21 protein-coding genes and 2 tRNA genes are annotated in these 21,683 nt (G+C 62.7%); 22 read left to right on the top strand and 1 reads right to left on the bottom strand.

Annotation, left to right across the window (positions count from 1 at the left end; translation table 11 throughout):
• The first annotated feature begins 75 nt into the window (after window positions 1-75).
• The 14 genes from obgE (at window position 76) to CVS28_RS09005 (ending at window position 12,401) form a co-directional block, all read left to right on the top strand.
• Complete coding sequence (obgE, locus tag CVS28_RS09070) at window positions 76-1,677, top strand: GTPase ObgE (RefSeq protein WP_103481288.1); 1,602 nt, start codon at window positions 76-78, stop codon at window positions 1,675-1,677.
• A gap of 8 nt (window positions 1,678-1,685) precedes the next feature.
• Entirely contained in the window at window positions 1,686-2,828 is a 1,143-nt protein-coding gene (gene proB, locus CVS28_RS09065; protein ID WP_207797183.1) for a glutamate 5-kinase, read from the top strand.
• A 39-nt stretch (window positions 2,829-2,867) separates the two neighbouring features.
• Window positions 2,868-4,148, top strand: a complete 1,281-nt coding sequence (locus tag CVS28_RS09060; RefSeq protein WP_103465524.1) for a glutamate-5-semialdehyde dehydrogenase — start codon at window positions 2,868-2,870, stop codon at window positions 4,146-4,148.
• Between the two features lie 176 nt (window positions 4,149-4,324).
• On the top strand, window positions 4,325-4,576 hold the full coding sequence (locus tag CVS28_RS09055; protein ID WP_103465525.1) for a hypothetical protein: 252 nt from the start codon (window positions 4,325-4,327) through the stop codon (window positions 4,574-4,576).
• A 13-nt stretch (window positions 4,577-4,589) separates the two neighbouring features.
• The gene (nadD, locus tag CVS28_RS09050; RefSeq protein WP_279325066.1) at window positions 4,590-5,243 is read left to right on the top strand and encodes a nicotinate-nucleotide adenylyltransferase; all 654 of its coding nucleotides are present in this window, start codon (window positions 4,590-4,592) and stop codon (window positions 5,241-5,243) included.
• A 7-nt stretch (window positions 5,244-5,250) separates the two neighbouring features.
• Window positions 5,251-6,924, top strand: a complete 1,674-nt coding sequence (locus CVS28_RS09045) for a hypothetical protein (RefSeq protein WP_103481286.1) — start codon at window positions 5,251-5,253, stop codon at window positions 6,922-6,924.
• Window positions 6,925-6,950: 26 nt separating this feature from the next.
• A complete protein-coding gene (rsfS, locus tag CVS28_RS09040) occupies window positions 6,951-7,376 on the top strand; it encodes a ribosome silencing factor (protein ID WP_103465528.1) in 426 nt (141 codons plus the stop codon).
• A 36-nt stretch (window positions 7,377-7,412) separates the two neighbouring features.
• Complete coding sequence (locus tag CVS28_RS09035; protein WP_103481285.1) at window positions 7,413-8,174, top strand: histidine phosphatase family protein; 762 nt, start codon at window positions 7,413-7,415, stop codon at window positions 8,172-8,174.
• 99 nt (window positions 8,175-8,273) lie between these two features.
• A tRNA-Ala gene (locus CVS28_RS09030) sits at window positions 8,274-8,346 on the top strand.
• 52 nt (window positions 8,347-8,398) lie between these two features.
• A tRNA-Ala gene (locus CVS28_RS09025) sits at window positions 8,399-8,474 on the top strand.
• Between the two features lie 144 nt (window positions 8,475-8,618).
• Window positions 8,619-9,341 (top strand): FadR/GntR family transcriptional regulator, encoded by a 723-nt coding sequence (locus CVS28_RS09020; protein WP_103481420.1) that lies wholly within the window; start codon window positions 8,619-8,621, stop codon window positions 9,339-9,341.
• Complete coding sequence (locus tag CVS28_RS09015) at window positions 9,308-9,739, top strand: YchJ family protein (RefSeq protein WP_341476403.1); 432 nt, start codon at window positions 9,308-9,310, stop codon at window positions 9,737-9,739. The genes CVS28_RS09020 and CVS28_RS09015 overlap by 34 nt, the downstream gene beginning before the upstream one ends.
• Window positions 9,740-9,830: 91 nt before the next feature.
• Window positions 9,831-10,982, top strand: a complete 1,152-nt coding sequence (locus CVS28_RS09010) for a class I SAM-dependent methyltransferase (RefSeq protein ID WP_243399802.1) — start codon at window positions 9,831-9,833, stop codon at window positions 10,980-10,982.
• 153 nt (window positions 10,983-11,135) lie between these two features.
• A complete protein-coding gene (locus CVS28_RS09005; protein WP_243399801.1) occupies window positions 11,136-12,401 on the top strand; it encodes an ROK family transcriptional regulator in 1,266 nt (421 codons plus the stop codon).
• 43 nt (window positions 12,402-12,444) lie between these two features.
• On the opposite strand, the gene CVS28_RS09000 is transcribed toward CVS28_RS09005, so the two are convergent.
• Window positions 12,445-12,642, bottom strand: a complete 198-nt coding sequence (locus CVS28_RS09000) for a hypothetical protein (RefSeq protein ID WP_103465531.1) — start codon at window positions 12,640-12,642, stop codon at window positions 12,445-12,447.
• A 137-nt stretch (window positions 12,643-12,779) separates the two neighbouring features.
• On the opposite strand from CVS28_RS09000, the gene CVS28_RS08995 reads away from it, so the two are divergent.
• The 8 genes from CVS28_RS08995 (at window position 12,780) to metE (ending at window position 21,634) form a co-directional block, all read left to right on the top strand.
• Complete coding sequence (locus CVS28_RS08995; RefSeq protein ID WP_103481283.1) at window positions 12,780-13,787, top strand: AAA family ATPase; 1,008 nt, start codon at window positions 12,780-12,782, stop codon at window positions 13,785-13,787.
• 6 nt (window positions 13,788-13,793) lie between these two features.
• The gene (locus CVS28_RS08990) at window positions 13,794-14,675 is read left to right on the top strand and encodes a DUF58 domain-containing protein (RefSeq protein WP_103465533.1); all 882 of its coding nucleotides are present in this window, start codon (window positions 13,794-13,796) and stop codon (window positions 14,673-14,675) included.
• On the top strand, window positions 14,665-15,135 hold the full coding sequence (locus tag CVS28_RS08985; protein ID WP_103465534.1) for a hypothetical protein: 471 nt from the start codon (window positions 14,665-14,667) through the stop codon (window positions 15,133-15,135). Before CVS28_RS08990 ends, CVS28_RS08985 begins: the two co-directional genes overlap by 11 nt.
• The gene (locus tag CVS28_RS08980; protein WP_103481282.1) at window positions 15,126-16,109 is read left to right on the top strand and encodes a VWA domain-containing protein; all 984 of its coding nucleotides are present in this window, start codon (window positions 15,126-15,128) and stop codon (window positions 16,107-16,109) included. The genes CVS28_RS08985 and CVS28_RS08980 overlap by 10 nt, the downstream gene beginning before the upstream one ends.
• Window positions 16,106-17,104, top strand: coding sequence for a vWA domain-containing protein (locus CVS28_RS08975; protein WP_103465536.1), 999 nt, complete (start codon window positions 16,106-16,108; stop codon window positions 17,102-17,104). Before CVS28_RS08980 ends, CVS28_RS08975 begins: the two co-directional genes overlap by 4 nt.
• Window positions 17,101-17,883 (top strand): hypothetical protein, encoded by a 783-nt coding sequence (locus CVS28_RS08970; protein ID WP_103481281.1) that lies wholly within the window; start codon window positions 17,101-17,103, stop codon window positions 17,881-17,883. Before CVS28_RS08975 ends, CVS28_RS08970 begins: the two co-directional genes overlap by 4 nt.
• 387 nt (window positions 17,884-18,270) lie before the next feature.
• On the top strand, window positions 18,271-19,257 hold the full coding sequence (locus CVS28_RS08965; RefSeq protein ID WP_103481280.1) for a methylenetetrahydrofolate reductase: 987 nt from the start codon (window positions 18,271-18,273) through the stop codon (window positions 19,255-19,257).
• Between the two features lie 61 nt (window positions 19,258-19,318).
• Window positions 19,319-21,634 carry a 5-methyltetrahydropteroyltriglutamate--homocysteine S-methyltransferase gene (metE, locus tag CVS28_RS08960; protein ID WP_103481279.1) on the top strand — a complete coding sequence of 772 codons (2,316 nt, stop codon included), beginning with the start codon at window positions 19,319-19,321 and terminating at the stop codon, window positions 21,632-21,634.
• The last annotated feature ends 49 nt before the right edge of the window (window positions 21,635-21,683 follow it).

Raw genomic sequence — 21,683 nt, 5'->3', positions numbered from 1 at the left:
GCCGGTATCAGGCCCTAGTTCAGCAGTGGACTAGAATTGGTGCGCACAAACTAAGTTCTATTCAAGGAGATTTCAGTGGCCAGCTTTGTTGACCGGGTTGTTTTGCACGTATCCGGCGGGACTGGCGGCCACGGCTGCGTCTCAGTTCACAGCGAAAAATTCAAACCGTTGGGCGGGCCCGACGGCGGCAAGGGCGGCGATGGCGGTAGTGTCACCTTCCGTGTCAGCGACCAGACCACCACCTTGCTTGACTTCCACCATGCACCCCACCGTCGCGGCGGCAACGGCCAGCCCGGCATGGGAGACTGGCGCGACGGCAAGGACGGGAATTCGCTGATCCTTGAAGTTCCCGATGGCACTGTCATCAAGGACCGGGACGGCAATGTCCTCGCCGACCTCGTTGGCATCGGCACAGAGTACGTCGCTGCCGCCGGTGGCCTGGGCGGGCTCGGCAACAATGCCCTTTCCTCACTGAAGCGCAAGGCCCCGGGCTTCGCACTGTTGGGCATTGCAGGATCAGAGGCCGACATTGTCCTTGAGCTGAAGTCCATTGCCGACATCGCGTTGGTGGGCTTCCCGTCCGCCGGCAAGTCCAGCCTCATCGCTGCCATGTCTGCGGCCCGGCCCAAGATTGCCGACTACCCCTTCACCACCCTGATCCCCAACCTGGGCGTTGTCCAGGCCGGCGACGTCCGCTTCACCATGGCCGACGTGCCCGGCCTCATCGAGGGCGCCAGCGAAGGCAAGGGCCTGGGCCATAACTTCCTGCGCCACGTGGAGCGTTGCGCCGCGATTGTGCACGTCCTTGACTGCGCAGCACTCGAGGCCGACCGTGACCCGGTCACCGACCTGGCCGTCATTGAGCGCGAACTCGACCAGTACGACGTCGACATGAGCTTCGCAGGAACCGACGGTGACGTGGTTCCCCTGAACGCCCGTCCCCGCCTGATTGCACTGAACAAGGTGGATTCACCGGACGGCCGGGACATGGCCGGATTTGTCCGATCTGACTTGGAAGCCCGCGGCTACCGTGTCTTCGAAGTCTCCGCGGCAAGCCATGAGGGCCTGAAGCAGCTTGGCTTCGCGATGGCAGAAATTGTCATGGAAGCACGCAAGGCCCTCGCCGATGCTCCCGTCAAGGCCACCCCGGTGGTTCTGCGCCCCCGTGCTGTCAACGAATCATCCTTCACCATTCGCCGCGAAGAGCGCAACCTTTCTCCGTTGTTCCGCGTTCGCGGTGAAAAGCCCGAGCGTTGGGTTGAGCAGACCGATTTCCAGAATGAGGAAGCCATCGGCTACCTTGCAGACCGGCTGGCGAAGGCCGGCGTCGAGAAGGAACTCTTCAGGATCGGTGCCACACCCGGCGACACTGTCGTCATTGGTGGCGAGCATGGCATGATCTTCGACTGGGAGCCCACCATGATGGGTGGCGCCGAGCACTTGGCAGCCCCCCGCGGCACCGACCTGCGCCTGCTGGATCTTGGTGACCGCCCCACCCGTGCGCAGAAGCGTGAGGAACAGCAGGACCGCCGCGATGCGAAGGCTGCTGCCCGTGCCGAGCTGGAGTCCGAGCGTAAGGCAGGCATCTGGACCGAGACAAGCACCCGCAAGGCTGAAGAGGCCCGCGTTGTTGCAGCCGAAGTTGCTGCCGACGACACAGGTGCAGCGCAGAACTAATGGGAAATATGGGGCAGGATCAGGTGACCTCGCTGAGTTCGCGGCGGGGCATTGCCACCGCGGCGCGCATAGTTGTCAAAGTTGGTTCGTCGTCGCTGACGTCAGTGGCGGGCGGCATCTCAGAAGATGCCCTCGTCAAGCTGGTGGCTGTGCTGGCGCAGCGCCGGCTGGCCGGAACGGAGATCATCCTGGTCTCCTCCGGTGCCATCTCAGCGGGATTGCTGCCGCTGGGCCTGAGCCGCCGCCCCAAGGATCTTGCCACCCAACAAGCTGCGGCCAGCGTGGGCCAAGGCCTGCTCATGGCGCATTACAACCGTGCCTTTACCTCTCACGGTGTCACGGCCTCGCAGGTCCTGCTCACGGCAGAGGACCTGACCCGGCGCCACCAGTACGTCAATGCGCACCGTGCCCTGGAACGGTTGCTGCTTTTGGGCGTGGTTCCCATTGTCAACGAAAATGACACGGTGGCCACCCACGAGATTCGTTTTGGTGACAACGACAGGCTGGCCGCCCTGGTGGCCCACCTTGTCAAGGCCGACGCACTGGTGCTCCTCTCCGATGTGGATTCGCTCTACGACGGCCCACCGGCCCAAGGGTCAAAGCGCATCAGCGAAGTTGCCTCGCCCGAAGACCTTGAAGGCATTGTCATCGGCAGCGCCGGCAAGGCAGGCATCGGCACCGGTGGCATGGCCACCAAGGTGCAGGCTGCCTTGATCGCTGCCGAGACGGGAATTCCCGCACTTGTCACTTCCACCGGGCAGGCGGCTGCCGCTCTGGCGGGGGAGGATGTGGGCACCTGGTTTGGCATCAACGGCAACAAGCGCCCCGTGCGCATGCTCTGGCTGGCGCATCTGGCTGACATTCGCGGCCGTTTGGTCTTGGACGACGGCGCCGTCCGGGCAGTGAGCGAACGGCACAAGTCCCTGCTCCCGGCCGGTATCACGGCCATCAGCGGTGACTTTGATGCCGGTGATGCCGTGGAGCTCAGTGACTCCGCGGGCAGGGTATTCGCCCGCGGACTGGTCAACTACCGGCACTCGGACCTGCCCCAAATGCTGGGTCGTTCCACCAAGGAGCTGGCCAAAGACTTGGGCAGGGAGTTTGAACGCGAAGTGATCCACGTTGATGACCTGGTGCTCCTGAACGGTTAGCTCACAGCGCGATCTGCACCTGTGCCATAGACTTGGGGCATGACCGAGCAGATTGTTGAACAAGATATTGCCGCCGAAGTTCGGGCCATCACTGACCGCGCCCGCAGGGCCGCGCGTCGCATGGCCGGAGCAAACCGTGCCTGGAAGGACAAGGGGCTTCGTGCCATTGCCAAAGCCTTGTTGGAACACCAGGACAGGATTTTGGCTGCCAACGCCAAGGACCTTGCAGCTGGCAAGGAGAACGGCACCTCCGTTCCCATGCTCGACAGGCTCACGCTCACCAAGCCACGGGTGCAAGGCCTGGCCGACGCCCTGGAAAAGCTTGCCACCCTGCCCGACCCCGTAGGCAACGTGGTGCGAGGTCAGACCCTTCCCAACGGACTGCGCATGCGCCAAATCAACGTTCCCATGGGTGTGGTTGCCGCCATTTATGAGGCACGTCCCAACGTTACCGTCGATATTGCCGGGCTGGCCCTCAAGAGCGGCAATGCGGTGATCCTGCGCGGCGGAACTGCCGCCGCACACACCAACCAGGCCCTGCTGGGCATTCTGCGTGACGCTCTGGAAACCGTGGGGCTGCCCGCTGACGCAGTGCAGTCCGTTGACCAGTTTGGCCGCGAAGGTGCCAACCTGATCATGAAGGCCCGCGGCGCCGTTGACGTGCTGATTCCCCGCGGCGGCCGCGACCTCATCCAAACTGTGGTCAACAACTCATCAGTGCCTGTCATTGAGACCGGTGAAGGCAACGTCCACATCTTCATTGACGCCAGCGCCAAGGAAGAGATGAGCGTCAACATTTTGTTGAACGCCAAAACTCAACGCCCCAGTGTTTGCAACACCGTGGAAACACTGCTGGTGCACAAGGATGCCAAGGTGCTTGCCGCCGTGCTCACAGCACTCAACAAAGCCGGCGTACGCTTGCACGTTGACGAGCGGGTTCAAGCAGTGCTGCCCGCCGGTATCACGGCAACGCTTGCCACCGACGAGGACTGGGCCACCGAGTACATGGACCTTGATTTGGCTGTGAAGATGGTTGACTCCCTGCCCGAGGCCATCAAGCACATCCGCACCTGGAGCACGGGCCACACGGAAGCGATTCTGACCAACGATCTTTCCAATGCGGAGATTTTCGTGGCCGAAGTTGATTCGGCAGCCGTCATTGTCAATGCGAGCACCCGCTTCACCGACGGCGGCGAACTGGGTCTTGGCGCAGAAGTGGGCATTTCCACGCAGAAGCTGCACGCCCGAGGGCCCATGGGCCTCACCGAGCTGACAACCACCAAATGGATTGTCCAGGGCGAGGGCCAAGTCCGGGGCTGACACCCACTCGCGATGTGAGTGTTTTTGCACGCAAATGTGGTTCCGTTCACAACACTGTGGACGGGTCGGTGTGCCAGTGTGGGCAGATACCACGTACCATTAGAGGGAATTCAAGCCAACAAAGGTCCGGAATCGGTGAATAGCTCACCCCGGGCACGTACCCAAGGGGAGAAATAATGCTGACCCAGTTTGCCGGCGTCGTACTAGCCGCTGCAGAGGAACATCATGAGGAACTGGCGCCGTTGATCGCGCCGCCGTTTGTGATTGGTGGCATCATGCTTGCGGCATTGTTGCTGCTCATGTTCGTTTGCGTGTCCTTCATGAACATGGGCAACCGCCACGCAGCTGTTGAGACCACTGACGATCCCCACCGCCAGCACACCAACAAGCACCCGCACGGCGACGGTTCGGCGTCCTCCAATCACTAAGGAAACGCGCCGGGTGCCTTCACTTGACGGCACCCGAGATCGTCTCCGTATTGGAGTCATGGGTGGAACGTTCGATCCGATCCACCATGGTCACCTTGTTGCAGCCAGTGAGGTTGCGAGTGTTTTTGAACTTGATGAAGTCATTTTTGTCCCCACGGGCGAGCCCTGGCAAAAGGTAAAAGGTGAAGTCAGCGCGGCCGAACACCGTTACTTGATGACTGTCATTGCAACGGCGGCAAACCCGCAGTTCACTGTGAGCCGGGTGGACATTGACCGCCCGGGCCCCACGTTCACCATCGACACCTTGCGTGATTTGCGGCGAATGCGCCCGGATGCGGACTTGTTCTTCATCACAGGTGCTGACGCCATGGCCCAGATCATGTCGTGGAAAGACAATGACGAATTGTGGGACCTGGCCCATTTTGTGGGTGTGACACGCCCCGGCCATGTGCTCGATAACAGGGGGCGCAAGGACGTAAGTTTGTTGGAAGTGCCCGCAATGGCCATTTCCTCCACTGATTGCCGCAAGCGAGTGGCTGAGCACAATCCCGTCTGGTACTTGGTGCCCGACGGTGTGGTGCAATACATTGCCAAGTACGGGCTTTACGTTCAACCGGGCACTGATGCCAGTGCTGGCATTGTGCCGGTGACTTCGAGAACTGAATGAGTAATTGATGAGTAAGGAAAAGGAGCCGATTCGTAGCCGCAGGGAACTGCGGGAACAATCGGTAAACGCCGCAGGCGCCACGGAACAACCGTCGGTGCCCGTTCGCCCTGCCCCCAGCACGCCGCCAAGTAGCGCACCGGTTCCACCTGCTGACGCCGGCAGCGACAGCCCTGCGCCGCGTGAACGCCAATCGCAGACACGAGCCCGTGACAGGGCCGCCCTGCGTGCCTACAAGGAACTCATCGATCCGCCGGGACTAAGCCCGCTGCCTTCACGGCGCACCCTGCGACAGGCCCAGCTTGACGCCGAACGGGCGCCCGTTACCGCTGTCAATCCGGTGGTTCAGGTCTCCAAGAAACTGGCCAAGCCTGCGCCGGCCGCTCCTAGTGAAGCGCCGACCGCCCCGGCTGCACCCAGCGAAGCGCCGACCACCCCGGCCGCGCCCAGCGCAGCCGCACCCAGTGAAGCGCCGCCCGTGACGGCCCAGGCACCCACAACGGCTCCCAAGAACGCCGTGCCCAAGAAAGCTGCTGTCAAGAACCCACAGCCCGCAGCAAAACCGGTTCGCGAACCGTCCGCTGCTCCCCAGCAGCCCAGCGCCGCTGGAGCCCGCAACCGTGGGGGACGCCGGGCAGCAGCCATGAACTCTGCGCTCGAGCCGCAGCCGGCAGCAGCCGGGGAGGTTGTTGCCCCGGCGCAGCCAGGTGAGGTGCAGGCTGAGTCGCCGGAGCATGCCGGAGCAGTCATTGAACCGGCACCGGGGGCAAGCAGCGCGGAACCAATCGCACAATTGCCTGAGGCCGCAGCGGTTGCCAACGGGTATTCTCCCCTGCCTGGGCTGGTCCCCGGCGGCAGCTACTACCCCATCTCGGCGGGACCGCCGCCCGCCACGACGCCCAGCACGGAAGAGTTGGCCGTACTGGCTGCGCAAAAGGCCGAGGACGAGCGCACGGCAGTTCTGGCCCTTCGCGCCCAGGCACGTGAACGCTTGGCGCAGGAAAGCGCCAAGAGCCGGCGGACTGCTGCCGATCCCACGGCAACCAACAACCTGGCCATGGTGACTCCCTTGGAGTTCATTGAGGTCCCAGGGGTGAGCCGGCCCGTGCTGCGCCCGCCCACCACCACGCACGTGCCCATCGTGACGCGGGCAACTCCGCGCCAGACTCCGGCTGGGAAAAACCGGGCCGGGCAGCAACGGCAGAACTCTGCCGCTGGTGGCAGCGCCGCCTCAGCAAGTCCTGCAACTGCCAGCAATGCCGTTGTCAATGCTCCCGAGGCTGTCGAGCCAAGCGCCCAGGCACACGGCAAGGGCTCGGCCACCGTGCCAAATGTCAGCGCCGAGCGCTTTGATGCGGCCCTGGCTGCTCGTGCAGTGCACAGGCCAGGACCTGGCAACAGGCCATTGACCGGAGGTCGCAGCAGCACGCTCAAGCGAGCCGAAGAAATGGCCACCGGGGGGCACCCAACCATTGCTTCCGGCGTCGAGCAGGTAGAAGTAACACGCTCACAGATGCCGCCCATGCCGGCAGACTACGCCCACGGCCTTGAGCCGCTGGATGCCATGACTGCCGGGCTGGGACGCACACAACGGAACATGCTGATCCAGTGGGGCAGCATCATTGTTGGTGGTGCAGCATTTGTGGTTGGCGCCATCATGTTCATCACCACACTTACACGCTAAATTTTCACCAATCAAAGGAAACAGCAGTGACAGCAACAGAACAGTCAGTCGAACTTGCACGGGCAGCAGCCCGCGCGGCATCGGACAAGCTGGCCCAGAATGTAACAGCCATTGACGTCAGCGAACGCCTGGCCATCACGGATATCTTCTTCATCGCCTCGGCAGCCACCGAACGCCAGGTCAACTCCATTGCCGACGGCATTGAAGACGAGCTCCACAAGTTCGACCTGCGACCGGTTCGCCGCGAGGGCCGCTCCAGCGGTCGTTGGGTGCTGTTGGACTACGCCGACATCGTCTTCCACATCCAGCACGAAGAGGACCGGGTGTTCTACGCACTCGAACGCCTCTACGGCGACTGCCCCGTCGTCGACCTGCAGCTGGCGGCATCGGACCCCTCGGCCAAGGCTGTTGACGCCGACGTTGAAACCGAAGAATCCGCTCACGAAGACTAATCCCTTTTAGGGCTCAGGAATGGAGAGTGTCTCTTGATGGCTTCCACCGAACCAGAGCGCTCAGTGTTGCAACCCGCAGGTTTACGCCGGCGGGTGATTTTTTGGCGACACGGGCGCACCTCCTGGAATGCTGCACGGCGTTTCCAGGGTCAAAGCGACATTCCCCTAGACGAGGTGGGAGCTTCCCAGGCGAGCCGTGCCGCGTCATTGCTGGCTGGCAAGCTTGTGCGTCACGGCCCTGAGTTTCACGGCAACGAGCCGACGATGCAGATCTTGTCTTCTGACTTGTCCCGGGCCTTTTCCACTGCCCAGCAGTTGGCCACCCTGACCGGCGGTGATGTGCTGGTGGATCCCCGCCTGCGTGAAACGTACGGCGGGGACTGGGAAGGTAAAACCTTTGACGAGATCATCGAGCAGTTTCCGGAGCAAATCCAGAAATGGCAGCGCGATGAGCCCGGTGTCCGTGCCGGCGGCGGGGAGACCCGGGTTGAGGTTGCCCACCGCATGGTGGCGGCTGTCCTGGAAAACGTTGAGGCACTGCCCGACGGCGGCACCTTGGTGGTGACTACCCACGGCGGTGCCACCCGGGTGGCCGTCGCACAAATGTTGGGCCTGCCCGAGCATTTGTGGCGCACGCTGTCGGGGCTCTCCAATTGTCATTGGTCCGTGTTGGAGGCGTCCCAGTCAGCTGCCGCCGGCAACGGGATTGGCAACTGGCGCCTGCTTGAACACAACGTTGGCACGCTCCCGGAGCCCTACGAATTACCCGAAGATTTGGCCGAGCCGGTGGAGGATTAGCCCCGGAGAAACCGCCGATTTGTCAGCGGGGCAAATCGTGTTCTAGTATAGTCAAGTTGTTCCGGCCAAGACCGATTGGTCAAGCTGGGAAAACGGTTTGGGGCTGTGGCGCAGCTGGTAGCGCACCTGCATGGCATGCAGGGGGTCAGGGGTTCGAGTCCCCTCAGCTCCACGAAACACACCAGTGTTTTGTGGTGGTTTTCCAAGTGAATAAACAAGGTTTTGGGGCTGTGGCGCAGCTGGTAGCGCACCTGCATGGCATGCAGGGGGTCAGGGGTTCGAGTCCCCTCAGCTCCACCAAAACAATGAAAGATCCGCTCATCGGTGCAACGGGTGGGCGGTTTTTTTGTGCCCGGGCCGTCCGCAACGACGCCCCGAGCAGACAGTTTTGCCTCGCACAGGTCACGGGTGTTGGCCCAAGAATGGGACAATGGTGGGGTGTCCATGCCAGATTCCCCCCTCATCCCCGCCGCCCGCAGCTACGAGGCGGTGCTGAGCCGCATTGAAGCCGAGCTGCGCGACGGCAAGCTCAAAGTGGGCGACCACCTGCCGGGTGAACGGGCCATGGCGCTGGCACATGGGATTTCCCGCGCGTCCGTGCGGGACGCCATCAGGGTTCTGGACGTCATGGGCGTGGTGCGGACCTCGGTTGGTTCCGGCCCGCAATCAGGCGCCGTGGTGATTGCCAACCCCAGCGCCGGCTTGGCATCCACGCTTCGCCTGCACATGGCCACAAACCATTTCCCGGTGTCTGACATTGTCCAGACACGCATCATGATGGAAACCTGGGCCGCAGTGGAGGCGGCCCAACACGTCCACGACACGGCCAAGGTGGCCCAGCTGCAGCAGTTGCTGCTCGCCATGAATGCCAAGGATCTTGGTCGGGAAGAATTTCACGTCTTGGACGCTGCCTTCCACGTGCTGCTAAGTTCCCTGGCAGGCAACGCCGTGGTCACGGCCATGATGGAATCCCTGCGCTCAGCCATCCAAAGCTACGTCAGCGCTGCCATTGACAGCGAGGAACGCTGGGACGCCATTGTTCCTTCCTTGCGCCAGCAGCACGAAGCGATCGTCGCAGCGGTTTTGGCTCACGACGGCGGCGGGGCAGCTGACGCTCTCAAGGAACACATTGAGTGGTTCCACGCACAGACCCATCCGCTGCCATGAGGTGCCCCTGCCAGAGCGGTGAGCTCTTCGAAAGCTGTTGCGCCAAGTACCTTGAGTCCACTGCTGGCGGTCAGCGCAGCTTTCCGCCAACGGCCGAGGCGTTGATGCGCTCACGCTTTAGCGCGTTTGCGCTCGGTGACGCAGGGTACTTGCTGCACACGTGGCACCCGTCAACTCGCCCGGAGTCCCTTGAACTGGACCCCGATCAGCAGTGGTATCTGCTGGAGATCCTGAGCACCCGGCAGGGCGGCTATTTTGACCAGGAGGGTGTGGTGACTTTTAGGGCCCACTACCGGTCGGCGGCAAACCGGAAAATCAAGGACTCGCTGACTGAAACCAGCAGCTTTGTGCGGGACGGCAAGCAGTGGCTGTACGTTGACGCGTTGGAGTTTCACTAGCCACAGGTTTCATTAGCCACAGCGTGTGAAACTGGGCACATAGTTGCAGGTGGCCAGTGGGGTGCAATTTGCGGCACTGTAGAGTGGCTCGGTGGAGGAAATTAGCGGAAACCCGGTCAGTGACTTTGATTTTGCGCAGCTGCGCCGGTTTCCAGACATTGAGGCGGAGAATCTCTTCGCCCACGACGCCACGGATGAACTGATTCTGCGCGAAGCCGCACAGGCGCTGGCATTGGCTGGTCATGGCGAAGTGGCCATTGTGGGGGAGCGGTACGGTGCCTTGACCCTGGCCGCCGCCACAGTCCACAGCCTGCACGGGCTGCGGGTGCAGCAAGACGGTCTCTCAGGTGAAAACGCACTGGCCGCAAATGCGCTCCGGGCCGGATTGAGCGAGTCTTACTCGTCCATGCCGCTGAGCGCTGAGCTCTTTGACCGCGTCAAGGTGGTCCTGTGGCAGCTGCCGCGCAGCCTGGACGAAGTGGCCGAAGTGGCCGAACTCATCGCCGCCCATGCCGACCCCGAGGTGCAGATAATTGCCGGCGGCCGCATCAAGCACATGACCTTGGCCATGAACGCTGTCCTGGCGCAACATTTTTCGGCTGTGAAGGCGGGCCGGGCCTGGCGCAAGTCCCGCCCGCTCCTGGTCAGCGGCCCTGTCAACGACGGGACGGCGCCGAGCTTTCCACGGCGGGAGTTCCACGCGGACCTTGACCTCTGGTTGTGCGCTCACGGCGCCACCTTTGGTGGCAGTAAAGTTGACGTGGGCACCCGTTTCCTGTTGGAATTCCTGCCGCAAATGCAGCCCCAGGCTAGTTCCGCCATTGACCTGGGCGCGGGCAATGGCACCATCGCCGCGGCGTTGGCCAAGGCCCGGCCAGACATCCATGTCACAGCCACTGATCAGTCGGCTGCAGCGGTGGCATCAACAACCGCCACGGCAGCGGCCAACGGGCTGGTGGACCGCATCGAGGTTGTCCGCGACGACGCGCTGGGCACCTTTGCCGACGAGTCAGCGGAACTGATCCTCCTGAACCCGCCGTTTCACATCGGCGCCACGGTCCACGCCGGAATAGCGCACAAGCTCTTTATCGCAGCAGCACGAGTCCTTGCTCCAGGGGGTGAGCTCTGGTGCGTGTACAACCGTCATTTGGACTACCGGTCAGCCTTGGACAAGCTGGTGGGCCCCACCGAGGTAGTGGGGCGCAACAGCAAGTTCACGGTGAGTGTTTCACGCAAGTCTTGAGCAAGTCTTGAGTAACCCCTAAGGAACTCTTAAGCTCAAGATCGGCTTCTCCGTCGTGGCGGTCACACCCAGCCGCCCGGCGCGGGGTAATCTGACAGCTGGGTATTGGGGCCTACTTGGCCCTTATCCGAAAGTAATCGCCTCAAGGAGAAAATGTTGGCTGTTCCCGATATTGCTTTGCCGCAGCGGCGCCGCGGCACAAATCTCCCCAAGATGGGCGATTTCAACCAAGCAGTCATCCTGGACTCCATCCGCCGCTCCGACGAAGGCCTCAGCCGTGTTGAGCTGGCAGCCTCGGCGGGCCTGGCAGCGCAAACCGTTTCCAACATTTGCCGCCGCCTCCTGGACGCCGAATTGATTGTTGAAGCCGGCAAGGAAACGTCCGGCCCCGGAAAACCCAGAACCATTTTGCGCTTGAACCCGCGCGGCATGTACGCCGTTGGGCTCCACATTGACCCCGCCTTGACCAGCTACGCGCTGGTGGACGCCGTTGGCACGGTCCTTGTCTCGGTGGATGAAGCCACGGACCTCATCAGCAGCCCGGGCGACGCCGTAGCCGCCATGGGTGCCAAGATCCGCAGCATCATAGCGGAATCAGGCGTTGACGAGCAGCGGATAGCCGGTGTTGGCGTGGCCACCCCGGGACCGGTTGATGCCGCCAGCGGCACGGTGGTGGACCCTCCCCACATGCCCGGGTGGACGCGGGTTCCGCTGCAGGAAATTTTGCGCCAGACCACGGGGCTGCCCGTCGTTGTGGACAAGGACGTGACGGCCGCCGCCGTGGCCGAGCTATGGGCCGGTTCAGCCGCCAGCTCCACCGACTTTGTGTTTGTTTACATCGGCACGGGCATTGGTGCCGGCTTGGTGCTCAATGACGAGGTGGTCCGCGGGGCGTCGGGCAACGTGGGTGAAATTGGGCACATCATCACCGATCCTGCAGGTCCGGAGTGTGACTGTGGCCGCCGCGGCTGCGTCAAAGTCACCTGCATGCCCGAAACGTTGGTGGCGCAGGCCCGCGAGGCTGGAGCCTTGGCCCCGGCTGATCCAAAGAAGCCAGCTTCCCTGCCCGACGACGTCGCAGCCCTAGCCCAAGCTGCTGCCGACGGCAACCCTGCGGCACGGCAAATCCTAGCCAATTCAGCCCAGCTCATGGCCGGGGCAGTCTCGGTCCTGACCAACCTGCTCGATGTGGCACGGGTGGTCTTTGGTGGCCCGTTCTGGCCGCAGCTGGCACCCACCTACCTGGCCCAAATGCCGGCGCTGCTGGCACGGCTGAGCGTCACCACCAGTGTCCACTCGGTGGATGTGGTGGGAACCATTGTGAACTCGGGTGAAGAAGCCTTCGGTGCCGCTTGCCTGGTCATGGAGAAGACCTTCAGCCCCAAGGCTGCTCATCTGCTCCTGGACTCAAAGGTCTAACCGGCTCAAGGTCCACCCGGCGCAAACGCCAAACGCCCGACGTTCAGTCAACGCCCTCGCGGATCTCTCCAAAGGGGACTGTGCTGTCCGTCCTGGCCTGGACCACATGCGGATTGATGATGATCCGGACGCCGTGATTTTTCTCGGCAACAGATTGCTGCAACACTGGCAGGACCGTGGCAACGAAGTCCTCGTCACGGCCTTGCAAGTACTCTTCATAAGCGGCTGGCAACTGGTTCATGAACCATACTGTAGTCCCCAGCCCGCGTCAGGGACAGGGAAAATGGGAAGTTCTCCCCATTGCGGCAAAGCCCGCCATAGGGTGAGCTGGCCACTAGGATTTTGCCGCGAGCCGTGCCATCGAAAGGCCCAGACACAGTGTTACCCACAACCGTCAGTTCCCGCATCGAGCCCGCAGAACTGGAGCGTGCCCAACGCATAGTGGGCAGCATCTCCCGCAGCTTTGAAAGTAAAGTGGTGGGCCAAGCAAGGCTGCGCGAAACCCTGCTGATCTCGTTGATGACAGGTGGGCACGTGCTATTGGAGTCAGTTCCCGGTTTGGCGAAGACCACAGCCGCTCAAACCCTGGCAGATTCCATCAGTGCCCTCTTTCACCGCATCCAGTGCACGCCGGACCTTTTGCCCAGCGACATTGTGGGCACCCAGATTTACGACGCCGCCAAGGGCAGCTTTGTCACCCAGCTGGGACCTGTCCACGCCAATATTGTGCTACTGGATGAGATCAACCGCTCCAGCGCAAAAACACAGTCAGCCATGCTGGAGGCCATGCAGGAACGCCAAACCACCATTGGCGGCCAGGTGCACCCCCTGCCCCAGCCCTTCATGGTCATGGCCACGCAGAACCCCATTGAGCAGGAAGGCACCTACCAGCTGCCCGAAGCGCAGATGGACAGGTTCATGCTCAAGGACGTGCTGGACTATCCCAGCCCCGTGGAAGAGGCGGAAGTGATTCGGCGCATCGACGCCGGAGTGTTCCTGGCTGGCTCAACGCCCCACCCCGTGGCAACCCTTGATGAGGTGCGCGCCCTGCAGGCCACTGCCAGGAAGGTCTACCTGGACCCGGCACTGGTGAACTACATTGTGGGACTTGTCTATGTGACCCGCCATGCCGGCGCATACATCGACCCGAAGCTGGCCGGGCTGATTGAGTTTGGTGCCAGCCCCCGTGCCAGCATTGCCTTCACCCAGGCGGCGCGCGCCCTGGCCCTGCTGCAGGGCCGCGACCACGTCATCCCCGAGGACGTGAAGGCACTGGCTGAGCGGGTGTTGCGGCACAGGATCATCCTGGGCTTTGAGGCCGTGGCGGAAAACATCCGGGTGGAAAAAATCATCGCCGCCATTGTTGACTCAGTGCAGACTCCGTAGGGACACGTGGGAACTCTCTTGACGGCGGTGAAATCAAAGATGTACATCTTTGCCCACCGCCGCGCCCGCGGAATGCTCGACGGCGAATACGCCGCCATTTTTCGTGGCCGCAGCCTGGACTTTGACGACCTCCGCGACTATGTCCCCGGGGATGAGGTGCGGGACATTGACTGGAAGGCCACCGCCCGGGTTGGCACGCCCCTGATCAAGCGCTATGTTGCCACCCGCAGGCAGCAGCTGCTCTTTGTTGCCGACACCGGACGGAACATGGCCGCCGCGGCCCTGGGCGGCGAGATCAAGAAAGACATTGCGGTCATGGCCATGGGGGTCCTTGGTTCTTTGGCTATTCGCCACGGCGATTCCGTGGCCCTGGTCCACGGCGACGGCGCATCCTCGCTGGCGCTGCCGGCCAAGGGGACCGAGAGCCATCTTGAGCAGGTGCTGCAACGCATGGACGCGGCAACCCTGGGCAACGGTCCCAGTGACCTGTGCGCCAGGCTGGAGTACGTGGCCGCCCACTACAAGCAGCGCATGCTCCTGGTGGTCATCGCTGATGATGTGAACGCCGATGACCGGCTGGCCACGGTGCTCCGGCGCCTCCGCGCCCAGCACGAGATCCTGTGGGTGCAAGTGGCCGATGCTGAGCTCGCGGGGCCGGCAGCGGCGCACAGTGCCGCCATGGACGTGGCGGGGATGGAAACGCTGCTGTTGCTCCTGGCCCAGGATCCAGAGCTGGCTGCGAGCTACCTGGATGCCACGGCAGCGCGCTCCCGGGCGCTTGCGGAGCTCTTGAAGTCCAACGGCATCGCCGCCACCAGCATTGGCTCCACCACCTTGGTTTTAACGAAGGTCTTCGCCCTGCTGGAAAGGCACCGCCGTGCCCACTGACGCAACGTTCTATGCACCCGTGGGCTATTCGCCGTGGTGGCCGCTGGCCGGTGCTGCGATCCTCATCCTCTGCCTGGGCTGGTTCGCCTGGGTGTGGAACTCCACCCGGGCCGGCGCCCAGGCGGGCGTGCCTGATTTTGTGGCGCCCAGAAACCCGAATTCCGTCAGGGCAAAATACTGGGCCCTGATCAGCTCCATTGAGGAAAATCACGACGCCGGGACGCTCAGTGCGCGTGCGGCCCACCTTGAGCTGAGCATGGCCGTGCGGACCTTTGTCCACGAAATGACCGGGCTGAAGACCCAGCGCATGACCCTGGCTCAGCTGCGTGAGCATCAGCTTCCCCTCGTGGCTGATGCGGTGGAGTTGTACTACCCGGGGGAGTTTGCCGCGCACAGCGAGCACCTCACCGTGGCCGGATCTGCCGCGTCCGCGCGAAATGTGGTGGGATCGTGGCGTTAAAATATTGGTGGCTGGTGCCCCTGGGCCTGGCCCTGCTGGCAACTGTTGTGGTGGTGCTGTGGCGCCGCCCCCGCGCAGCACAGGAACTCATCCCTGTGGCACATGCAGACCGGCTGACAGCCCTGCCCTTGTATAAGAAAGCCTTGGCACGTCACCGGACGTGGCTCGTGACGGCACTCGCGGCGCTCGCAGTCCTGGCGGTGTCCTTGATTGTGGCTGCCGCCCGCCCGGTGAGCGAAAGCACCAGCATTCCCGAACAACGCAACAGGGACATCATGCTGTGCCTGGACGTTTCAGGCTCCATGCTGGACACGGACGAGGCCATTGTGAGCGTCTTCGCTGACCTTGTGGGCAATTTCAAGGGCGAACGCATAGGGATGACCATTTTTGATTCCAGCGCCGTCACGGTCTTCCCGCTCACGGACGACTATGACTTTGTGGCCGAGGAACTCACTGTGGCCAAGAAAGCGTTGAGCGCCGACGCCACCACCTTCGAGTACCTTGCCGGCACTTATGAAGCGGCAGGTTCATCCCTGATCGGGGACGGCCTGGCCAGCTGCGTCAACGGCTTCCCTGCAACAACTGACACAAAAAGGTCCCGGTCCATTATTTTTGCCACCGACAACATGCTCTCCGGCAAGCCCCTCTTCACCCTGGCCCAATCAGCCACCCTGGCTAAAACCGCCAACACCCGCGTTTACGCATTGAACCCCAATGACTACGGCTCAATTCCGTCCTTTGTCTCCGCCGCACAAGGATTGCAGGACACGGCAAGAGCCACAGACGGCGCCTACTACCCGTTGGAATCCGAGGCAGCCGTTGCCTCCATTGTGAACAAGGTGCAAGCCACCGAGGCTGCACTGCTCAAGGGCGCCCCACGCCTGACAATCGTGGACCACCCAGAGTTTGCCCTGGGTGCTGCCCTGCTGGCCTTGCTGGTCTTCGGTGCTGCCAGCTGGAGGTTGCGCCGATGACCTTCTTGCCCATTGTCACGCCCTGGGTCTTTTGGCCCCTCGCGGTGCTGCTTCTGGCAGCCGCGGCTTACCTGCTGTTCAAGGGCCGCAGCGCCGCGCGGTGGCGCTACGCCCTGCTGGTGGTGTTGGTGCTCGTGGCCGGCGCCCGGCCGGGCCTGGTCGGCGCCTCAGCCCCTGTGGCCACCACCGATCTCAATGTGTTCTTCGTGGTGGACACGACCCCCAGCTCCTCCGCCGAGGATTACAACGGCAAGGATCCGCGACTGGAGGGCATCAAGGCCGACATCAACGCGCTGGCAACCGAACTGGCAGGAGCCCGATTTTCACTCATCACCTTTGACAGCAACGCCAAGGTGGTACTGCCGCTGACCACTGACGCGACCGCCTTGCAAACGCTGACCCAGGTGCTCACGCCGAAATCCTCCTACGCGTCCCAAGGCAGCAGCATCAGTGTGGCCGCGCCCTTGCTGGCTGACCGCCTGGCAGCGTCCCAAAAAGCGCACCCCACCCGGCCGCGGCTGGTGTTTTATTTGGGCGACGGCGAACAAACAGCCAGTAAGGCCCCCGAACCGTTTGCCAAGGGTACAGACTTGATCGACGGCGGAGCTGTGCTGGGTTATGGCACCACAGACGGCGGAAAAATGCGCGACTACACCTTCAGTGCGGACACACCCGGGTCCTACATACTGGACAAATCCGCCGATTACGCGCCGGCCACGTCACGGATTGATGAAAAAGCCCTCAACACCATCGCCCAGCAACTAAAGCTGCCCTACGTCCACCGGGGTGCCCCGGAAAACATTGGGGCGGCACTGAGTGATTCGGCACCCAAGACTGCGGCGCAGTCAGCGGAGCCCGGAGAGCAGGCCGGTGCTGGCCGTTGGGAAGTCTATTGGCTTTTTGCACTGGCGGCCTTCGGGATTGTGGTGTGGGAGGCGGTGCTCCTGAGTGTGGCCTACCGCCAGCTGCAGCGTCCCCGAAAGGAAAAGCCATGAGCATCGACAATGACCGGGCAGCGTCCCTGCCGGAGACTCTGCTGGATACCTTGCCGGAAACCCTGAGCCCCCGGCTGCGCAGGCGGCGCAAACTGTTGCTGGCATCCGCCCCGGTAGCGTTGGCGGCTCTGGTGGTGGCCGTCAAGCTGCTGTCGCTGCCCATCTCCGCCGGCCAGGCAGAAAATGCCTACGCCGCAGGACAGGGCGAGGGCACGCTCAAAGCCGGCCAGGCCATGGGTGTGCTCAACATGGTGGAACGCTACAAGGCGCACTTTGCCCAAGGTGACGGCCATGTTTTGCGTGGAGACTTTGTTGCGGCCCAGGAACAGTTTGCCGCCGCGCTTGACCTGGCGCCGGTCAATGAGTCCTGCAAGGTGCGCGTCAATCTTGTGCTGACCCTGGAAAAGTTGGGTGAGGCGAAGGAAAAAGCCGGGGACCCGGCGTCGGCCCAGGCCTTGTTTGCGCAGGGCAGTGACGTGGTTGCCCAGGCACCGCGCGACTGTTTCACGCCCAATAGCGAGAACAACAAGGACGGCGAAGGAGACGCCCTCAAGGACGCCCAAAAACGGTTGGCAGAGAAGCAAGCGGCCGTCCAGGGTGATGGGCAGGAACCGCCGAAAAGCGGCGGTGAGGCCCCGGCTCAGGAGCCGGCGCCAGCGGGAAAGCTGGAGCAGCTACAAAAGAATGGCCAGCAAGCCCAGAAGGAACGCAGCAAGAGCGACAAGCTCAGCGACGAGCTTTCCAACAATGAACCGGAGCAGTTCGCCAAGCCCTGGTAGTGGGAGCTGGACGTCCGAAACGACCCAACTGCGCCATTAATTCGACCAAAGGGCCAGTTTGTGGGTGCTGACCGAACAAATTTAACGAAATATTCCGTAAAGTTGCGTCGTAATTCGATGCCAGCTTGGTATCGCAAAAAAATAGTGCCTAATATTGGAGAAACGTTAGTTCCTCAACGTGTGTCAGCGACCCTTGGTTGAATCGAGGGTGTGGGTGCCCCCATGTGGGCCTGACATTTGCTGGCGGATCGAAGCGCCTTGGCAACTGCAGTGGCTGCAGTATGCAAGGTTGCGTCCGCCCCCCTTTAATGAAAACGCGACTATTCCGGCCAGCAGTGTTCTAGACACCAAGGCAGGGATGCTCGACCATCCTCAAGGACCAAGCAAATGTCTCCTCCGAGCCTTATACAGGCATCGGCGCCGTCGACACACAGTGCGCCGATTGCCCTTTCCTATGAACTCTTTCCGCCCCGCAACGAATCCGCCTCGGCGTCACTGTGGGACACCATTCGCGAGCTGGAATGCACCAACCCGGACTACGTCTCCGTCACGTACGGTGCCAATGGCAGCAACCGGGACACGGCCGTGGAACTGCTCAACCGCCTCCTAACGGAAACCTCGCTGCGCCCGTTGGCGCACCTGACCTGTGTGGGCAATACTGCCGACGAGCTGGCCGAGATCATCTCAGAACTCCTGGACCATGGGGTACGCGGAATTTTGGCACTGCGCGGTGACCTGCCCCAGGATGCCCCGTCGCAGCCACGGGCCGGATCGTTGTCCTATGCGCAGGACTTGATTGAACTGATCCGCCGTGTGGAGCAGCGCCGTTCAGCTCTGCTGTGTGCTGGCAAGGTGGCCATTGGGGTGGCAGCCTACCCGGCACAGCATCCCGAATCGCCCTCCATTGAGCATGACGTTGAGGTGCTCTTGGCTAAGCAGCGCTCGGGCGCCGACTTTTCCATCACCCAGGTGTTCTTCCACGCAGACCAGTACAAGGACCTTGTCAGCCGGGCCCGCCGGGCCGGTGTCAGCATCCCCATCATTCCCGGTGTGATGCCCTTGACCAGTTTGCGCCGCGTCCAGCGACTGGGCGATCTGACAGGTGTTGCGCCGTCGACCAAGCTCCTGGACGCGCTGGGCAGGGCTGATGACGCCGCCGAAAGCCGCCGCATTGGTGTTGGTGCAACCGTCGACCTGGCCCGTGCAGCCCTGGACGCCGGCGCCCCCGGCATCCACCTCTACACGTTCAACGAACACGCAGCCGCCTTGGAAGTTTTGGACAAGCTGCAACTGCTCCGCCCCGCCCGCCCGCAACCGGGACTCCGCGGCGCCTCCAGCACCATTGGCACCACAGCACGCCTGGTCAGGGCCTGAACCCGCCCCTGGCTTCACCGTTTTGAATAATCTTCGCTTCAACATATCTAAGGAAATCTCCATGTCAAACACACCTGTTTTCCCCGCCGCGTCCCTGTTGGGCTACCCGCGCATTGGCCGCCGTCGTGAATTGAAGAAGGCCATCGAAGCATTCTGGGCCGGCAAGATCGACGCCGTTGAACTGGACGCCGCCGCCAAGGAAATCCAGCTGGGCACGGCCCGCCGCCTGGTTGAATTGGGCCTGACTGAGGCAGCTGCCGTCCCCGGCACGTTCTCCTACTATGACCAGGTGCTCGACGCCGCAACCCACATCGGTGCCGTACCGGCCCGTTTCGGCGATCTGCGCAAGGCCGACGGCCAGCTCGACATCAACGCCTACTTCACCCTGGCCCGCGGCACGGTTGAGCAGCAGCCCCTGGAAATGACCAAGTGGTTCGACACCAACTACCACTACCTGGTGCCGGAAATTGGTCCGGAGACCACCTTCTCCCTGACCTCCAACCGCATTGTTGAGCAGTTCGAATACGCGTTGGCCAACGGTTTTGAAACCCGTCCGTACCTGGTGGGCCCGGTGACCTTCCTGCTCCTGAGCAAGGCCAGCGACGACGCACCGGCTGGCTTCTCACCCCTGTCACGCTTGGAAGATGTTCTGCCCATCTACGCTGAGCTGCTGACCCGCCTGGGCGCTGCAGGAGCCAGCTGGGTTCAGCTGGATGAGCCGGCACTGGTTGCCGACCAGGACGTATCGCTCGCCGAGATTCAGGCTGCCGTTGCCCGCAGCTACGAGGTTCTTGGTGCTGCTGCCGGGCGCCCCTCCATCCTGGTTTCCACCCCGTTCGGAGCCCTCGCCGAATTGCTGCCCACCCTGGCTGCTGCCCCGATCGAGGCACTGCACATTGACGCGTTCAAGGGTGCTGTTCCCTCCGCCGAGGAATTGGCACTGCTGGCCGGCAAGACCATAGTTGCCGGTGTGGTTGATGGCCACAACATCTGGCGCAACGACCTGGCCAAGTCCGCTGCCCGGCTCGATGTTCTCAAGGCTGCCGGCCTGAACATCACAGTCTCCACCTCCACCTCCACCCAGCACGTCCCGCACGACGTCACCGAAGAAACCCAGCTCTCCGCCGAACTGCGCAGCTGGTTGGCGTTTGCCGACCAGAAGGTCACCGAAGTGGTGACGCTGGCCGCCCACCTGGTGGACCCGGCGTCGTCCGCTGCCGCCATCGCAGAGGCTTCAGCAATCATCGCCTCCCGCGCAGCTGCCCCCGGTGTCAAGCGCCCGGAGGTTCGTGACCGCCTGGCCGCCTTGACCGCTGCCGACTTCAACCGCTCCGCATACTCGGTCCGCGAAGCCGCCCAGGAAGAATCATTGGCTCTGCCGCCGCTGCCCACCACCACCATTGGCTCCTTCCCGCAGACCAGCGAGATCCGCTCAGCGCGTGCCCGCGCCAACAAGGGCGCCATCACCGGGGACGAGTACACCACGCTGATGAAGGAAGAGATCAAGCGCGTTGTGGACCTGCAGGAGGAACTCGACTTTGACGTGCTGGTGCACGGCGAGCCCGAGCGCAACGACATGGTCCAGTACTTTGCCGAGAATCTGGAAGGCTTTGACGTCACCGTCCATGGCTGGGTCCAGTCCTACGGCAGCCGCTGCACCCGCCCGTCCATCCTCTGGGGCGATGTGACCCGCGAGAAAGCCATCACCGTTGAGTGGGCCGAATACGCACAGTCACTGACCGCCAAGCCCATGAAGGGCATGCTCACGGGCCCCGTCACCATCCTGGCGTGGAGCTTTGTGCGTGACGACCAGCCCCTGGGCGACACCGCCAACCAGGTGGGTCTGGCGCTGCGCGACGAGATCGCTGATCTCGAAGCTGCCGGCATCAAGATCATCCAGGTGGACGAGCCCGCCCTGCGCGAGCTGCTGCCGCTGCGCAAGGCTGACCAGGCCGCGTACCTGGACTGGTCCGTAAACTCCTTCCGCCTCTCCACCGCAGGTGCTGTTGACGGCACCCAGATCCACACCCACCTGTGCTACTCCGAATTTGGTGTCATCATCGACGCCATCGACGGCCTGGACGCCGATGTGACCTCCATCGAGGCTGCCCGCTCCCGCATGGATGTTGTCAACGACCTCGAAGCCCACGGCTTTGGCCGCGGCGTCGGCCCGGGCGTATATGACATCCACAGCCCCCGTGTCCCCGGCCAGGCCGAGGTTACCGAACTGTTGGGCACCGCCGTCAAGCACGTACCGGCCCGCCAGCTCTGGGTCAACCCGGACTGTGGACTGAAGACCCGCGGCTACGCCGAGACTGAGGAGTCCCTGCGCAACCTGGTCAACGCCACGAAGGAAGTACGCGCACAGCTGGTCTAGTCCCCGCGCCCTCCCCAGAGCCAGCCGCTGGCGCGTCTGGCTCTTGGGG

Source organism: Arthrobacter glacialis, from assembly GCF_002909415.1.
In the GTDB taxonomy this organism is placed as follows: domain Bacteria; phylum Actinomycetota; class Actinomycetes; order Actinomycetales; family Micrococcaceae; genus Specibacter; species Specibacter glacialis.
This window is presented reverse-complemented; position numbering and strand designations above follow the sequence as displayed.

Coding starts and splice junctions, on each gene's coding strand:
- proB (WP_207797183.1), top strand. CDS start 1,686: ATGGGGCAGGATCAGGTGACCTCGCTGAGTTCGCGGCGGGGCATTGCC.
- CVS28_RS09060 (WP_103465524.1), top strand. CDS start 2,868: ATGACCGAGCAGATTGTTGAACAAGATATTGCCGCCGAAGTTCGGGCC.
- CVS28_RS09055 (WP_103465525.1), top strand. CDS start 4,325: ATGCTGACCCAGTTTGCCGGCGTCGTACTAGCCGCTGCAGAGGAACAT.
- CVS28_RS09045 (WP_103481286.1), top strand. CDS start 5,251: ATGAGTAAGGAAAAGGAGCCGATTCGTAGCCGCAGGGAACTGCGGGAA.
- CVS28_RS09035 (WP_103481285.1), top strand. CDS start 7,413: ATGGCTTCCACCGAACCAGAGCGCTCAGTGTTGCAACCCGCAGGTTTA.
- CVS28_RS09020 (WP_103481420.1), top strand. CDS start 8,619: ATGCCAGATTCCCCCCTCATCCCCGCCGCCCGCAGCTACGAGGCGGTG.
- CVS28_RS09005 (WP_243399801.1), top strand. CDS start 11,136: ATGTTGGCTGTTCCCGATATTGCTTTGCCGCAGCGGCGCCGCGGCACA.
- CVS28_RS09000 (WP_103465531.1), bottom strand. CDS start 12,642: ATGAACCAGTTGCCAGCCGCTTATGAAGAGTACTTGCAAGGCCGTGAC.
- CVS28_RS08975 (WP_103465536.1), top strand. CDS start 16,106: ATGACCTTCTTGCCCATTGTCACGCCCTGGGTCTTTTGGCCCCTCGCG.
- CVS28_RS08970 (WP_103481281.1), top strand. CDS start 17,101: ATGAGCATCGACAATGACCGGGCAGCGTCCCTGCCGGAGACTCTGCTG.
- CVS28_RS08965 (WP_103481280.1), top strand. CDS start 18,271: ATGTCTCCTCCGAGCCTTATACAGGCATCGGCGCCGTCGACACACAGT.
- metE (WP_103481279.1), top strand. CDS start 19,319: ATGTCAAACACACCTGTTTTCCCCGCCGCGTCCCTGTTGGGCTACCCG.